14 protein-coding genes are annotated in these 14844 nt (G+C 48.9%); 7 read left to right on the forward strand and 7 right to left on the reverse strand.

The features are described 5' to 3' along the window. Positions 1–58: 58 nt before the first annotated feature. Both H6F90_RS20240 and sbcC read left to right on the forward strand, forming a co-directional pair. Complete coding sequence (locus tag H6F90_RS20240) at positions 59–1630, forward strand: hypothetical protein (RefSeq protein WP_190554071.1); 1572 nt, start codon at positions 59–61, stop codon at positions 1628–1630. An 87-nt stretch (positions 1631–1717) separates the two neighbouring features. Next, complete coding sequence (gene sbcC, locus H6F90_RS20245) at positions 1718–4765, forward strand: exonuclease subunit SbcC (protein ID WP_190554072.1); 3048 nt, start codon at positions 1718–1720, stop codon at positions 4763–4765. Positions 4766–4834: 69 nt separating this feature from the next. Here the strand turns inward: sbcC and H6F90_RS20250 are convergent, their stop codons facing one another. The 4 genes from H6F90_RS20250 to H6F90_RS20265 form a co-directional block, all read right to left on the reverse strand. Beyond that, a complete protein-coding gene (locus H6F90_RS20250) occupies positions 4835–5182 on the reverse strand; it encodes a DUF952 domain-containing protein (protein WP_190554073.1) in 348 nt (115 codons plus the stop codon). A 36-nt stretch (positions 5183–5218) separates the two neighbouring features. Next, on the reverse strand, positions 5219–5392 hold the full coding sequence (locus H6F90_RS20255) for a hypothetical protein (protein WP_190431289.1): 174 nt from the start codon (positions 5390–5392) through the stop codon (positions 5219–5221). 95 nt (positions 5393–5487) lie between these two features. Continuing rightward, positions 5488–5988 (reverse strand): hypothetical protein, encoded by a 501-nt coding sequence (locus tag H6F90_RS20260; RefSeq protein WP_190431288.1) that lies wholly within the window; start codon positions 5986–5988, stop codon positions 5488–5490. A 96-nt stretch (positions 5989–6084) separates the two neighbouring features. Continuing rightward, positions 6085–6243: a hypothetical protein gene (locus H6F90_RS20265; RefSeq protein WP_190554074.1), complete on the reverse strand. Its 159-nt coding sequence runs from the start codon at positions 6241–6243 to the stop codon at positions 6085–6087. A gap of 6 nt (positions 6244–6249) precedes the next feature. On the opposite strand from H6F90_RS20265, the gene H6F90_RS30195 reads away from it, so the two are divergent. After that, positions 6250–6513, forward strand: coding sequence for a Uma2 family endonuclease (locus H6F90_RS30195; protein ID WP_370588063.1), 264 nt, complete (start codon positions 6250–6252; stop codon positions 6511–6513). Between the two features lie 9 nt (positions 6514–6522). After that, on the forward strand, positions 6523–6693 hold the full coding sequence (locus H6F90_RS30200) for a hypothetical protein (protein WP_206756197.1): 171 nt from the start codon (positions 6523–6525) through the stop codon (positions 6691–6693). 10 nt (positions 6694–6703) lie between these two features. Here H6F90_RS30200 and H6F90_RS20275 read toward each other — a convergent pair whose 3' ends face one another. Genes H6F90_RS20275 through H6F90_RS20285 form a run of 3 tightly spaced genes read right to left on the reverse strand, consistent with a single transcriptional unit; the run spans position 6704 to position 9615 of the window. Further along, positions 6704–8332 carry a CocE/NonD family hydrolase gene (locus tag H6F90_RS20275; protein WP_190554075.1) on the reverse strand — a complete coding sequence of 543 codons (1629 nt, stop codon included), beginning with the start codon at positions 8330–8332 and terminating at the stop codon, positions 6704–6706. A gap of 7 nt (positions 8333–8339) precedes the next feature. Beyond that, positions 8340–8789 carry a cupin domain-containing protein gene (locus tag H6F90_RS20280; protein WP_190431286.1) on the reverse strand — a complete coding sequence of 150 codons (450 nt, stop codon included), beginning with the start codon at positions 8787–8789 and terminating at the stop codon, positions 8340–8342. 40 nt (positions 8790–8829) lie between these two features. Beyond that, on the reverse strand, positions 8830–9615 hold the full coding sequence (locus H6F90_RS20285; RefSeq protein WP_190554076.1) for a cysteine hydrolase family protein: 786 nt from the start codon (positions 9613–9615) through the stop codon (positions 8830–8832). Positions 9616–9829: 214 nt separating this feature from the next. On the opposite strand from H6F90_RS20285, the gene H6F90_RS20290 reads away from it, so the two are divergent. The 3 genes from H6F90_RS20290 (at position 9830) to H6F90_RS20300 (ending at position 14790) form a co-directional block, all read left to right on the forward strand. Further along, positions 9830–11266 carry an amidohydrolase family protein gene (locus H6F90_RS20290; protein WP_190554077.1) on the forward strand — a complete coding sequence of 479 codons (1437 nt, stop codon included), beginning with the start codon at positions 9830–9832 and terminating at the stop codon, positions 11264–11266. Between the two features lie 444 nt (positions 11267–11710). Next, positions 11711–12397, forward strand: a complete 687-nt coding sequence (locus H6F90_RS20295; protein ID WP_190554078.1) for an FHA domain-containing protein — start codon at positions 11711–11713, stop codon at positions 12395–12397. A 272-nt stretch (positions 12398–12669) separates the two neighbouring features. After that, positions 12670–14790, forward strand: a complete 2121-nt coding sequence (locus H6F90_RS20300; protein WP_190554079.1) for a serine/threonine phosphatase — start codon at positions 12670–12672, stop codon at positions 14788–14790. Positions 14791–14844: the final 54 nt, after the last annotated feature.

Raw genomic sequence — 14844 nt, forward strand, 5'->3', positions numbered from 1 at the left:
AGACTATGTACCGACAGAAGTTGATACTGCAAGCAAAACCGTATTCAGTCCTAGATAAATGCTTCAACTTAGTTCTAAAAAACACGAGTACGTAACTGCACTGCTCATCGCCTTGGTGGTTTGGTTTTCACTTTTCATGAGTAGTGGCTCGTTGTTTTCAGGCTATCACTTCACTGATGACCATGAGATTACTGCAATTCACTATAGCTTTGTGCATCATCAGTCTGACTTGTTTGAAGTTATAAAGCAGTGGCTTGTAGCAGACCACCTATCCGGAAGATTTCGGCCTTTGTACTATATTCATCGCATTATTGAAACTAGAATTTTTGGAATCAACTTTTTTCTGTGGTCACTATATACAGGGATACTAGCTGCCCTGACAACCTTTCTTTTGTTTGTCTTCGGGAAATTTCTGAAGCTCTCGTTTTCGGCAGCAATCGTACTGGCTTTTTTAACTACTTTAGGTGCTCAGTCTGCAATTTGGTGGCAGCTTGGACCCGCTGAAACAATTGGATTTTTTTTATTGTCAGTTGCTCTGCCTTTTGCAGGGTTGAGTGCAGCCAAGAGCCAACAAAAAATGCTTTATCAAAGCGGTTTTTTGGTTTCTACTATTTTGATGTCTCTATGTAAGGAAAATTTAGTAGTAGCTATCCCAGCGATCGCCTTCATTCAAGTTTGGCTGTCTCGAACCAACGGTAGTAAAACGTGGCTACAAGCCATCAAAGACAATCAGTTTTCCCTGGCAGTTTTGGGCTTAGTTTGCTTAGCAGAGCTTCTTTTTATTAAATATTTTTTGGGTCTTAGAGGAACAGGATATGCTGGTGTTGAGAAAATTAACTTTTCTAGAATTTTATTAGTTACTAAAACACTAAGTCACTACAGTTCAGGGTGGATCATTTTATCTGCAATTGTTTTAATCTTTACTATAAACTACAAAACCAATCTTAAGCAATCTGCTCGACTCTTGCTAAAAACAATCTACTACCCGTTTTTCTTATTTATACTTCTGATTTTGCCTCAGCTAGTTGTTTATGCAAAATCTGATATTTCCCAACGCTATTTACTACCCGCCGTTTTTGGCTACTCAGTCTTAATCTCATTACTTTATCAGCACGCTAAAGATAACTATAAAGCTCTAGACAATATCGTCTTGGGTTTGATTACACTTAGCCTTGCAATCAATCTTAGCTTGGCTTGGAACGCAGCTTGTGTATTTGCCGCTGAAGGCCGCTCTACTCAAGTACTCCTAAAAACAATTACAGAAAATACTGAAGTTAATCAACCAATTCTATTAATTACGCATCCCTTAGTATATGTAGAATGGAACTTGTCGATTAAGCGGTATCTCAGCTACATTGCTCACCACGATAATCTATATTTAGGGACCTATAGCCCCCAAAAAGACCAATATTTTAGGAAGGCGTTAGAGATATATGAGCAAAAAAGCCTGGAGCAGATTTCAAATAAGCACCAAGTTCAATGCATTGTTGTTTTCCCGGAGCTAAACAACGCTTTTTTGAAGCGTTCATCTGACTGGTTTGTCAAAACAAACTATCAAGCTTATGTCTTTGGAAATTTCAACCGTAATTTGAATCCCAACTCCGAAATCCACCTTTACTGCAAAAAGTAGACAGAACTGCTTGGGCAACCGCTAGACTATGAGACAGTGCAAATGTACTCTGACTCTCCAGTAAATGAGTGTTGCATTGCCGTTTGAATGATTCCGCTGCAACTTAGTCTCAAAAACTTTCTCAGTTACCGCGAAGCAACTCTGGATTTTCGGGGTCTGCATACGGCTTGTGTCTGTGGCCCGAATGGGTCGGGGAAATCGTCGCTATTGGAGGCGATCGCTTGGTCGCTATGGGGACAGAGTCGCGCTAGCTCGGAGGATGACATTATTCACTTGGGCGCGAAGGAAGCTCAGGTGGATTTCACGTTTCAGAGTCACCAGCAGATCTATCGGGTGATTCGGACGCGATCGCGGGGACAGGCGAGTTCTCTGGAGTTTCAGGTGGCGATCGCGGGGTTGAATGGTGGCAGTGTCGCACCGACGTTTCGGCCTCTGACGGAGCGGGGGATGCGGGCGACGCAACAGTTGATTTTGGATCATCTGAAGCTGGACTATGAGACGTTTGTGAATTCGGCTTATTTACGTCAGGGTCGAGCTGATGAATTTATGCTGAAACGGCCCAGTGAACGCAAGCAGATTTTGGCGGACTTGCTGAAGCTGGATCAGTATGATGAGTTAGCGGAGCAATCGAAGGATTTATCGCGGCAGGCGAAAGGGCAAATTGACCTGCTAGAGCGCAGTTTGGAGTCCATTCAGGAGCAGTTGCAGCAACGAGAGGCGATCGCTCAGGAACAAGCGTTGCTGGAAGCAGATTTAGCGGCGATGCAAACGACGCAAACGGCGAACCAGGAGCAGTTGCAGCAATTGCAGGCGATGCAGCACCAGCGCCGCACTTGGGAGCAACAACTGACTTGGCAGCAGCAGCAACAGCGCAACCTCAGCCAGGATTATCGGCGGTTACAACAGGATCTAGCCAGTGCTCAGCATCAGGAGCAGGAGTTGGCGGCGCTTCTCGGGCAAGAAGAGGCGATCGCGGCAGGTTACGCGCAGTTTCAAAGTTTGCAGGCGCAAGAGGAGGAGCAATCAACTAAGTTTCAGTCGTACCAATCGGCTCAGACCCAACGGCAACGGTTGCAGCAACAGCAAGCGCAGCAGATTGGTGAAATTAAAGACCAATTGCGCCACCTGGAAGCTCAGCTAGAGGCGTTGCGGCAACAAGAGCAAGATGTGCAGCATACCTTGAGTAAGGCGGCTGAGGTAGAAACTGCGATGGAGCGGTTACGGCAAGCTCGTGCTCGGTTGACAGAACTGGATCAGCTGCAAACTCAAGTGGCACCGCTACTTCAGCGCCAACACCAGCTACAAAGCCAAATTGAGCGGGCCCAAGATCGCCTCACCGCTCGCTTGGAAGAGTTGCGAACCACAGTGCGACAATTGCAAGCGCAGCAAGCTCGTCAACCCAAGTTACAACAGGCAGCGCTGGAAGTAGCGGAGCAGATTGAGCATCTGGAGAAACGGCAAGTTTACCAGCAACGGGTGCGGGAAAAGGGACTGGAACGGCGCAGTTTTTTGGAGCGGTTGCAGGTGCATCAGCGCGACTACGAAGCGCAACTGGCAGAACTCGAAAACAAAGTCCAACTGTTGCAGCAACCTAATGCGGCTTGCCCTCTCTGCGATCGCCCTTTGGATGAGCATCACTGGCAGTTGGTGCAACAGAAAAACGAAGCGGAGCACCAGGAAATTATTGATCAGCTTTGGGTGGTGCGGGAGCAGCTCGCCGTCTCAGACCGTGAAATTCACGTGCTACGGCAAGAATATCGCGACTTAGACCGAGAATTGGCGGAGCACAAGAGTTTGCTAGAGCGGCGGGGCCAATTGCAAGAGCAATTGCAGGTCAGCTTAGAGATGCAGGAAAAGCTGCAACAGGTGCTAGCGGAGCAGGAAAAGCTGCAACAAGCCCTCAGTGCTGGTCACTACGCCACGGAACTTCAGGAAGAATTAACGACATTGGTGCAGAGCTTACAGCAGCTTAACTATGACGATCGCAACCATGCTTTAGCCAAGGGAGAGGCAGAACGCTGGCGTTGGGCGGAAATCAAACAAGCCGAGATTAAGCAAGCCCAACGACGACAGGCTAACTTAGCGGCTCGCCAACCAGAGCTAGAAGCCCAAATTGCGGCCATACAACAGCAACTAGAGCAACAGCAAACCGACTCGCCACTACAACAGTTGATTAATGACCTCGATCAAGCGATCGCGGAAATCGATTACAACTTGGATCATCACAACGCTTTGCGGACTCAGGTGCGCCAAGCTCAAGCGTGGCAGTTTCGCTATCAATCTCTGTGCCAAGCGCAGCAGCAGTATCCCCAAGTGCAACAACGCATTGCTGAATTGAGCGAATTGCTAGAAGTGCGATCGCAACATCTCCAGCAAGCCACTACTCAACTGGAGCAACTGATCCAGCAGCTAGAGCAAATGGCTGATCCAGCAGAGCAAATTCGTAGTTTGGAGCAACAGATTCAACAGCAGCAAGCCCAACTCAACGGTCAATTAGCTCGTTTGGGCCGCTTGCAACAACAACAGCAGCACTTAGAAACGTTGCAAGTTCAGGCAGAAGCGCAACAGCAGCAGCTTCAAACCGCGCGACGGCAATATCGGGTCTATCACGAGCTATCCCAAGCTTTTGGCAAGAACGGCATTCAGGCGTTGATGATTGAGAATGTTTTGCCCCAGTTGGAAGCAGAAACCAACCAAATTCTGGCTCGCCTCAGCGCCAATCAGTTACACGTGCAGTTTGTCACCCAGCGGGCAGGACGCGGTAAAGGCACGAAGGCTAGCTCTAGGCTGATCGATACCCTGGATATTTTGATTGCTGATATTCGAGGTACGCGTCCCTACGAAACTTATTCGGGGGGCGAAGCCTTCCGGGTTAACTTTGCGATTCGCCTCGCCCTCGCAAAACTGCTGGCGCAACGCTCTGGCACGGCTTTGCAGATGTTGATTGTGGATGAAGGCTTTGGTACTCAGGACAGTGAAGGTTGCGATCGCTTAATTGCCGCGATTAATGCGATCGCCTCTGACTTTTCTTGCATCTTGACCGTTACCCACATGCCCCACTTTAAGGAAGCCTTCCAAGCTCGAATTGAAGTCCACAAAACCGAGTCAGGCTCCCAACTCCACTTGTCGCTCTAAGGAACCGACACCCTCAAGGGTGCGGCTATTGCAACAAAGGCTGCGTAGGCAGCCTCAGTAAATGTGGTTCTATGAGTTGGCGATCGCGGCGGGTAGCGCAAAGGTGCCATCTGGTTGAGGTGCCCAGGGAGCAACTTCAGTGACGGCATCTAAATTGAGAGGGCCGTAAATGTGAGGGTATTCTTCATCGCCGACCAGCGCTTCGTATTTAATTTCGGCTTGAACTTGATCAGAATTAATGCAGAGCAGTAGTAAATCAGTTTGTCCTGTAAAGTAACGATTCGCCACTCCCTCAACCTGCTGAAGTGTAGAGCAGTGGATAAATCCTTCTGATGCTAAGGTGTCGCCTTGGTAAATTCCCGCCAGTTGGTCTTGCTCCCACTGGGGCGCTGAGGTGATGTGGAAAATGAATGGCATTGCGATCGCGGTTAAACGCTTTCCTAAACAATTGGCCTAAATATTATCCACCACAACTAAAGCGCCGTAACCCAAACCCAAAACTCCCACCAGCAACAACACCAGGGTGAACAAGGGATTAAAGATCCACAAGGCATTCACCAGCCAACATAGCAAGCAAGTCAGCACGAACAGGACCACCAGTTCCATGAGAAATGTGAAATACACCATGACTCGAATTCCATACCAGCGAACAATGCTGGAGAGAGAACTATCTCTGATCCTAGAAATTCGTTAGGGGCAACGCCTTCATCTGAATGGGGGAATCACTCAGATGATTCTGGAAATTGCTGCTCTGGTAGATACTTGGCTGGAATGGGTTTGTCGCTCTGCTCATCGTCCCAAAGCAGGTTCGTAATCCACCAGCGATCGCCGTAGCGCATTAGTTGAATGCTATGGATACCACGAGCCGAGGACGAGCGGTAATCGGTGACCAAGCGGGTTTCAAACGTACTGAATACTTGAGCAATATTGCCAAAGCTTTTAGTGTGACGAGCTAGCTCTGCTTCGATAAACTCAGTCAAGATGCCAGCTTGAATCTGCTGAACCAAGCGATCGATAAAGGTTTCCACATCCATCGTGTCCGCAGCATCCGTTTTGACGTGAATCAGGTGGGCTCCAGGCATAAACAGAGAGCGTAGCCGATTCGAGTCAGGCTGCTCTCCAGCACCAAAAGAAATCGAATTGTAAAGTGCGCTAATGATGCTGTCCACGGACTCAACATCAGCAAACTCAGAAGTTGGGATCGGCTGTGGTTCCTGCACCATAGTTTTGGCCCACACTCGTAGGTCGATAGGTTGGTTAGTTCTGTTCTATCTCTTCTGCGGACAATTAGCCAAACCAAAGGCACGAAATTAGCCCTATCAGAAGGGAGTAGGTAGGCTGGGAAACAAAGTATAGCGATCGCCTTCTGCACCAGATCGGTAAGCTGTGACGATCGCGCAAATCCGTTGGCAGAGCTTGATTTCCTTCCCCTCAAGGCAGAATAAAGCTACAGAATAGCAGGAGCGAGTAATGCTCATGTCCTGATTGCTGTCAACTTCGCCACAGCTTTAAGAACGCATTTGCGTGGAAAAGGCTGCCTCACCTTTGCTTCGGATACCAAAGTGCATATTGAGGCAATCAACACGTACTATTACCCAGATGTAATCGTTACTTGCGATGAGCGCGATCGCGCCTTCAACAACTTTGTGTGCTACCCCTGCTTGATTGTGGAAGTTCTATCAGACACGACTAAAGCTTTTGATCGAGTTGATAAATTTGCCGATTACCGCCAGCTTGAGAGCCTTTAGGAATATGTTTTGGTGAGCCAAAAACGGATGAGTGTAGATGTGTTTCGTCGCAACCAAGCCGATCAGTGGGTGCTAACTCCTTATACCAATAGCGCCGAAATTCACCTAGCTAGCGTTAATTTCCAAAGTCCGATCGCAACTCTCTATGAAGATGTGGCGTTGATGGGCAACAGCAATTGAGCACAGGATTTTATTCAGTGGTAAGGATAGTGAGACTACCTGACGCGATCGCCACTGTAATAATTTGCGAATCAATCAAACGGGTTTTGGCAGGAAAGGCACCTGTACCAGGATTGACCGGATAGGCGGGGAAGCAAGCTCCACTAATGCTGAGGCGGAGAGCATTACCTTGAGCGATTTGCACACAAGTCGCTTGCAGCGGAATTGTGAGGGGGGAAGTCGTTTGGCCCTGATTTACCCGGATGTAGCCTTGAGTCAGGTTGTAGATACGGCCATTCGGTTTGATTTCCGAGAGCACGACACACAGATCAAAACTAGGTTGGTCAGCGGTGCAATGGATTTCTGCGATCGCCTGCCCAACCAAATGCAAAACTTCAGTTAAAGGGGCAGAGGTGTAGGTGACGATATCGGTACGGCAATCAAGAGCAGAGCGATCGCACAAACCCGCAGGCAACGAGGCATGACCCCCTAATGCTGGGACAGGTCGCCAAGGATCATGCACAAAGACATCGGGGGCGATCGCTTCTGGAGGGATTTCCAACAAAGTACCTGCTTGGTCATCCAGGCTAGTGAGGCCATTACTGGCAAGAAAATAGGCTTTGGGTTTGCCTTCAGGCCATTGCTCAAAAAAGCTCCATTCGTTGCTGCCCATCTCAAAGAGGCGGACGGGTAGTTCGTCCTGTAATCCTGTATCGATGCCTTTGAGGAATTGGTCGAACCAGCGAATTTGTAGTGTGTCAATCGGGCTATTGGCTTCTGGGCCATAATCGATCGCGCCCAACTTGCGGCCCCAAGGCAAATGTGCCCACGGCCCCACGACCAAATACTGAGGATATTGACTGCGAGCCGCTAAATCTTGATAGAGGTGGAGGGTTCCGCGCAGATAGGGGTCAAACCAGCCACCGATATGCAACATCGGCAAATCAATATTCTGATTTTGCATATAGTTTTTCGGCGACACCTTGGCCCAATAATCGTCTGGTGTGGGGTGCTCTAACCAATCGTGGTAAAAAGAATCTGACGCTAAGTCTTTCAGAATATGGGGACGCGCTGGAATCGGATCATGCAAAGGTAAATTTCGAGCGGCAGCATAAAGCTTTTGAAAGGCTGATTCATCGCCGCGCAATCGGGCAGTTTCGGCAGCGAGTTGAATCGCCCAACTCATGTTTGCCTGCAAGCAAAATGCCCCATTTTCATAGGCCCAATCGCTGTAGAGGTCGTAGCCAATCATGCTGGGGCAAAGCGCTTTCAAGGCAGGAGGACGAGCGATCGCTGCATATAACTGGGTCATGCCCTGATAGGAAAAGCCATACATCCCCACTTGGCCGTTGCTGCCAGGTAATTCTACCGCCCAATTGACGGCGTCAAAGCCATCCTCAATTTCGTGGGCAAACAAATCAAACTCACCTTCTGACGTGCCACGTCCCCGCACATCCTGAATCACCACGATGTACCCGTGGGCCGCATACCAAGTGGGATGGGCATACACCACGGTCGAAGCGATCGCCCGCCCATAGGGTTGCCGCATCAATAAAACCGGAAACTCACCCACCGCATCGGGTCGATACACATCCGCATCTAAACGGACGCGATCGCGAGTCAGCATTGAAACGGTTTCTTTAGGACGAACAGAAAACATAGGGAACCTAACGTGCCCCCCACCCATCCGATCGCTGCAAAACGGCCAAATCCTCCTCGTCCAATTCAACCGAGGTGCCGCTGCGAATCAGTTCGGCAAAATCCTCGTTAGGTACCATGACACAGAGGGCGTACAGACGACCCATGCCTATATTTTCAATGGCGTGGGTGCCTGTAGGCGGGACCAAAATACTATCACCCGTCCGAATCGCGACGACTTTGCCATCACAATGAGCTAGCCCTTCCCCTTTCAAGATAAAAAACATTTCCACGGCAAATTGATGTCGGTTAGGTGGGGTTTTGCCACCAATATCAAAAATCTCGACACACATGGTGACCGATGCATTGGCAATATTGGGATCAAATACGATCGCCAAACGATTTGTATCTTGAGGGCTGATGCGAAAAGCTTGATAATCGTTGGGAGTTTTAGCAACCGGAATCACACAAGCATTCATGACATTAGACTCCAAGGTTGAGGGGGAAGGTAGCTATTGACTAGTTGCTAGGGCTAATGGTTTTAATGCCATCTATCAGGGCATGGGAATTACTAACAAAACCAAAGCACTGCTTGACGTTATAGAGTGTGGCTTGCCAGCAAAATTCTGGAGAGGTAGTCGCGGTACAGTCTTGCAGCAAGATGCAATCGTAGCCGAGGAAGTTGGCATCTTGCAGCGTTGCCATGACACATTGATCAGCATTGACGCCAGTAAAAAATAGAGTAGTTCGACTCAAGTTTCGCAAGATACTATCGAGCGGGGTATCCCAAAAGCCACTCATGCGGTACTTATCAACGGCAATATCTTCTGGCTTAAGTTCTAGTTCATCGACCACTGCTGCAGCCCAACTGTCTTTCATCAGCACTAAGGCACCATTTGGCAGGCGATCGCCTAATCCCACCCCGTCACCCGTAGCGTTATAGACGTGGCGAGTGGCGGGGCTAATGTTCATCAAGTCAGGTCGATTGCCCCAGTTGAGCCAAATAACTGGAACCTGAGCGTTGCGGAGCACAGGCAACAACCCTTGCAAAGGTGCGATCGGTTGCCGCGCTGGGCTGACATCGACGCCAATGGAAGCCAACCAACCGTCTGGATGACAAAAGTCATTTTGCATGTCGATCACCAAGATCGCCGCTTTAGCCAGGTCTAGGCGTAAAGTTTTAGTTTCGGTAGCTAGTGTAATGAGTTGGGGATCAAGGGGTGGACGGGTAAGATCGGCGATCGCAGCGTCTACGTACCAAGCATTGGGTGGGACTCCGAGCGATCGCAACGAGGGATGATTCATAAAAAGCTATCAAAATAGTTTGCCAACAGTTCAAGCAACCTAGGATGAACCAAGTGTTTACAGCTTCACCTTAAACGGCTTTTGCAGTTGAGACAGCACTTTTTAATACAGCTTCAAAGCCTCAATCAGCAGTGAGAACGATACGTTCCTACTCCCCATTCCCTAAGATCAAGGCAGAGTCGAGCCCCCTCAAAACATCACTTGGGTCAGGTTTGTGAGCTTTACAATTCAGAATGTTTTAATCCCGGTTGACCAAACTTACGAGACGGTTGATGTCCAAATTAACCCAGGACAAATTGCAGCGGTCGGTTCTCAGCTAGAAGTGGTTGGGACAGCAGTAGACGGTCAGAATAAGCTGCTGTTACCAGGTTTTTTCAATGCTCATACCCACTCCTCGGAAATGTGGCAGCGCGGCATCATTCCGCCCGTTCCCTTAGAGCTATGGATTGCTGAACTGTACGAGTTTTCGCCGCTCAACCCGGAGCAAATTTATCTCAGTGCGTTGGGCACTGCGGTAGAAACCCTACTTTCTGGCGGTACTAGTGTGGTTGACCATCTAGTTTTAATTCCGGGACAAGAACTAGAAACCGTAGCTGCGGCAGTCCGAGCTTATCGAGAGATTGGTATTCGAGCTTTTGTCGCGCCTCTGATTCAAGATGAAGCTCTCAGCGCTGGGGTGCCTTCTGGTGGTGCAGCCATCGACCATGACCCTTACCTGCGCTCAACCACAGCTACTCTAAACCTAGTTGAAGACATGGTGCAGCAATTTCACCGTCCTACTGAAGGGGTGAATATTTTGGTGGCACCAACCGGAATCCAACTTTGTTCGGATGCCTTGTTTAAGGGCTGTATTGAGCTGAGCGATCGCTATAATCTCTGCCGCCATGCTCACCTACTCGAAACCAAAGCCCAAAAGCTATTAGCCCAAGAAAAATACGGCTGTAGTGCGGTCGAACATTTGCAGCAGATTGGTTATCTCAGCGATCGCACTTCTCTGGCCCACTGTGTCTGGTTAGACGATGCCGATATTGAAATTCTGGCCGAGACGCGATCGACTGTGGTGCACAACCCTTTGAGCAACTTACGTTTAGGTAGCGGCATTGCCCCCCTGCTGAAATATCGTCAGGCTGGAGTCAACGTCACGTTTGGTTGCGATGGTGCAGCCAGCAACGACTCGCAAGATTTGTTAGAAGCAATCAAAATTGGTTCACTTCTACACAACGTCACCGATCTGGACTACCAACACTGGATTACCCCCCGTCAATCAGTGGAAATGGCTTCCTTGGGAGGTGCCAAAGGCTTGAATGTCAGTGATCAATTGGGTTCTCTGAGCGTTGGCAAACAAGCAGACTTAGTAATGTATGACCTCACCAGTTTGTCTTTACTGCCCCGCACTGATCCCATCGGTTTATTGATCTTAGGGCGACCCACCAATGCAGTGGATAGCGTTTGGGTGAGAGGCGATCGCATTGTGTCGGCGGGTCAAGTTACCACCATTGATGTGAATCACTTACGCCAAGAACTATTCCAGCAAAGCGAATGGGTTACTCAACGGCGATCGCAGGAATTGCGGCAGGTTGAAGCTCGTTATCGCTCTGTCATGGGATTACCAGATATGGGATTACCAGAATCGTCTTCAGGCTACTCATAACTTAACGAATGACTGCATGAGTTTTCAGCAAACTCTACCTTTTGGTGGTGTCAACAACCGTGCAATTAAGTTATCTAAGAGTCGTTTAGTACAACTAATTCCGTATTTTCGCGTACAGTTTCGAGTTAGCTCTCTCCGGAAGTCACTCCCTAAAAGTGTGTATCTATAACTAGGCTGGAACCGAAATTCAGTTGGGACCAAATCTGTTTAGCTGAGTCCCCTTAAGGCTGCTAAACACTCGAGCCAAGGAACTATAAGCATGCCAATGGCACTTTAGGGAGCGAATCTCTCTGCGTGTAGGTGTATTCGTAAAGTATCCTAAGGCATTCTAAATCTGGCAAAATTACAGATCAGCCCAGCTGTGACTTCTCTCAATTTCAGGCTCCTCTGCCAACCTTTGCGTAAATCATATTAATCATTACTTTTAATTTGCTCCTGCAACTTATGATTACTTGTCCAAATTGTGCTCATCCTAATCCAGAGGGAGCCACTCAGTGCGAGGCTTGCTACACACCCTTGCCTGAAACCGTAGCCTGTCCCAACTGTAAGGCTGCTGTTTCGGCTGGAGCTGAATATTGTGGCCAGTGTGGCTATGCCATGCAAAGTGTTAAGTCTGTCCATAGCCCTGTACCCCAAACCATCGTGAATCCTCCCACCGCAGCCTCCAACCTCCAAGCCGAAGTGCAGCCCAGCCCTGTTGAGCCTGCCATAACGCCACCGCCACCGATCGCCGTCATGCCTGATGCAACCGTAGCACCAGCCCCGCTACCACCATCGCCAACCGCAGCTAAAACGCAGTTACAGCAATTTACAGCTCGCCTACTGCATGTGCAAAGCAATACGGTTCTGGAACTACCCCCGCATTTGGATGTGATTCATATCGGTAAACCCAATGATCGCGTGCCTCCGGATCTGGATGTGTCAGGTTTTGCAGATTCTGATATTGTGTCCCGTATTCATGCGGATATCCGAGCTGAAGCGGGTGCCTACTATATAGAAGATATAGGCAGTTCCAACGGTACTTATGTTAACAACCTGCCCTTGCGTCCCGGCGATCGCCATCGGTTACGTCCCGGCGATCGCATCTCACTAGGCAAAGGAGATAAAGTTACTTTCCACTTTCAAGCGTAATATTTCTAACCATAGGGGTTGTAACCCAGGTAGGAAGGGTTAGAAATTTTAGGTACCCTATACACAAGTCAACTTGCTAAGAATTCGTCACCCGCCTTAGCTCCAAGTTTGGTTCCTGAACAACTTTTTCATTCAACCTTTGAGGATCACTGATAGCAGGTCTGGATATTGATAGAGCCAACGGAAACTTGACTTAGACCACTGAGTTCGCAATTACAATCACGCCATCCTAGGGCTTGGCAGCAATGACGGGAATTTGAGGCAGTTTGATCATGCTTGTTTGTCCCCAATGTCAATTCGAAAATTCAGATACCAATAATTTTTGTCAGAAATGTGGCACTTCTCTGACCCAGAAAATTTGCCCAGACTGTGGTAATTCAGTGCCATTTGAGCTTAAGCAATGCCAAAGCTGCGGCGCGACGACGGCAACCGTGTGGCAAGCGATTGTTTGTGGGCAAACAGCGATTCAAGTGGATAGCGTTTCGACTTGGGGCTACTTAGACTCCAACCAGCGTTACCAATTGCTAGAGCCTTGGCCAACCCAAGACGGTGCACAGCAGGGCTTAGCGATTAAAGTGTTGGATTGCCAGCCGTTTCAGATGTCGCTTTTGGAGACTCTGTTCTACCAAGTCTACAGCGGCAGTGATGCCCAGCCTCCTTCAGAGACAACAGCAGAAATAATAGCCTCGTCCCCAATCACTTCTGAAGCAACTTCTGAGACCAATCTTCAGGAAATGATAGATGCAGAGGCGATCGCAACAAGTGCCGCAACCAATGCAATTCCCTCAGAAGACGCAGCGGCTCTAGCCATTCCAGCGATCGCGGAGCCTTATTTAGCTTTGCAAGCAGAGTTTTACCACACGTTGCCAGGAGTTCACGATGCTTGGCAACAAGACCACCAATCAGTCTTACTGCTAGAGGACCGTTCTCACTTGCCACTCTTGGCTGACTTATGGCGAGATAGTGCAATTTCGCCGTTGCAGATTTTATATTGGCTCCGAGAAATCTCCGAGATTTGGGATGTCTTAGCCGCTTGGAACTGTTGTCAAAGCTTGTTAGAGATAAGCAACTTGCGGGTCGATGAAGACCAAGTCTTTTGTTTGCAACGCTTGTATGGAGACCTTGAAGGCTCATTGCCTACCTTGCAGGATTTAGGCAAACTCTGGCAAGGGTTGTTTGAGCAGTCACAACGGACCCAGATCGCTGCACTGGCTCTGCTAATCCGCGACTTACAGGAAGGTAGTATTCAGACGACGGATCAGCTCCGTTCTCGCTTGCAAGCGATCGCCCAGGAACTTCAAAGCACTTTCACAGCCCCTATGATGAATCCTGAATTCTCTGACCCTAACTTCATGGATGCTGGCAAAGTGGGTCCAGTGAGTCACGCCCCAGCCCAGACTACAACTGTAGCCACCAATAGCTCGTCAGAGAGTTCTAACAATCCTCTTATCCAGTTGTCAACTCTGTCAGATACAGATGACAGTAGTGCCGACGATGCACCCACAGTTGTCCTACCAATGCAGTTAGTCAATCTTGAAGATGCGGGCCGCACCGACATTGGACGACAACGCGAGCACAACGAAGACTATTTTGGCATTCACACCGAACTCAAGAAGATTGAAAGCCCTCAGGGACGAACGATGCAGGGGAAAGGTCTATATATTCTCTGCGATGGCATGGGGGGTCATGCAGGCGGTGAAGTGGCTAGTGCGATGGCTGTAGATACGCTACGGCATTATTTTCAAACTCGTTGGCTAGAACCGCAGAACTCAGACAACTCAGAGCGGCGCGAACCGCCTCTCCCTTCAGAAGCAGAGATTCGGGAGGCCGTCCGTCTAGCCAATCTAGCCATTTACGACATCAATCAAGAAGATGCTCGTTCTGGTAGTGGACGAATGGGAACCACCTTAGTCTTGGTCTTAATTCAAGGCACCACTGCTGTCGTGGCCCATGTGGGTGACAGCCGCCTGTATCGTCTCAGCCGTCGTCAAGGTTTAGAGCAAGTGACGGTTGATCATGAAGTCGGCCAACGAGAAATTCAACGAGGCGTTGAACCCGAAATTGCTTATGCTCGCCCAGATGCTTATCAACTCACCCAAGCGCTAGGGCCACGGGACGAAAACTTTATTAATCCCGACGTACAATTTATCGATTTGACTGAGGATACGCTGCTGCTACTTTGCTCCGATGGCTTATCAGACCATGACTTGCTAGAAACCCACTGGCGTACTCACTTAGAACCCTTACTGAGTTCTCAATCCAACTTAGAGCGGGGCGTCAATCAATTGATTGATTTAGCAAACCAATACAACGGGCATGACAACATTACGGCGATCGCAATTCGAGTCAGAGTACGGCCCAATCTAGCCCAACTGCGCCAATCTGCTGCTTAAGTGGCAAGCCGAAAGCCCAGTCACTCCCTTACAATAAGAGGCTAGATTGATACC

The organism is Trichocoleus sp. FACHB-591, from assembly GCF_014695845.1.
In the GTDB taxonomy this organism is placed as follows: Bacteria; Cyanobacteriota; Cyanobacteriia; order FACHB-46; family FACHB-46; genus Trichocoleus.

Bases quoted from the DNA above. Each gene is read 5' to 3' on its own strand.
- H6F90_RS20300 (WP_190554079.1), top strand. From the start codon at position 12,670: ATGCTTGTTTGTCCCCAATGTCAATTCGAAAATTCAGATACCAATAAT.
- H6F90_RS20295 (WP_190554078.1), top strand. From the start codon at position 11,711: ATGATTACTTGTCCAAATTGTGCTCATCCTAATCCAGAGGGAGCCACT.
- H6F90_RS20250 (WP_190554073.1), bottom strand. From the start codon at position 5,182: ATGCCATTCATTTTCCACATCACCTCAGCGCCCCAGTGGGAGCAAGAC.
- H6F90_RS20285 (WP_190554076.1), bottom strand. From the start codon at position 9,615: ATGAATCATCCCTCGTTGCGATCGCTCGGAGTCCCACCCAATGCTTGG.
- H6F90_RS20255 (WP_190431289.1), bottom strand. From the start codon at position 5,392: ATGGTGTATTTCACATTTCTCATGGAACTGGTGGTCCTGTTCGTGCTG.
- H6F90_RS20275 (WP_190554075.1), bottom strand. From the start codon at position 8,332: ATGTTTTCTGTTCGTCCTAAAGAAACCGTTTCAATGCTGACTCGCGAT.
- H6F90_RS20265 (WP_190554074.1), bottom strand. From the start codon at position 6,243: ATGAGCATTACTCGCTCCTGCTATTCTGTAGCTTTATTCTGCCTTGAG.
- sbcC (WP_190554072.1), top strand. From the start codon at position 1,718: ATGATTCCGCTGCAACTTAGTCTCAAAAACTTTCTCAGTTACCGCGAA.
- H6F90_RS20260 (WP_190431288.1), bottom strand. From the start codon at position 5,988: ATGGTGCAGGAACCACAGCCGATCCCAACTTCTGAGTTTGCTGATGTT.
- H6F90_RS20280 (WP_190431286.1), bottom strand. From the start codon at position 8,789: ATGAATGCTTGTGTGATTCCGGTTGCTAAAACTCCCAACGATTATCAA.
- H6F90_RS20240 (WP_190554071.1), top strand. From the start codon at position 59: ATGCTTCAACTTAGTTCTAAAAAACACGAGTACGTAACTGCACTGCTC.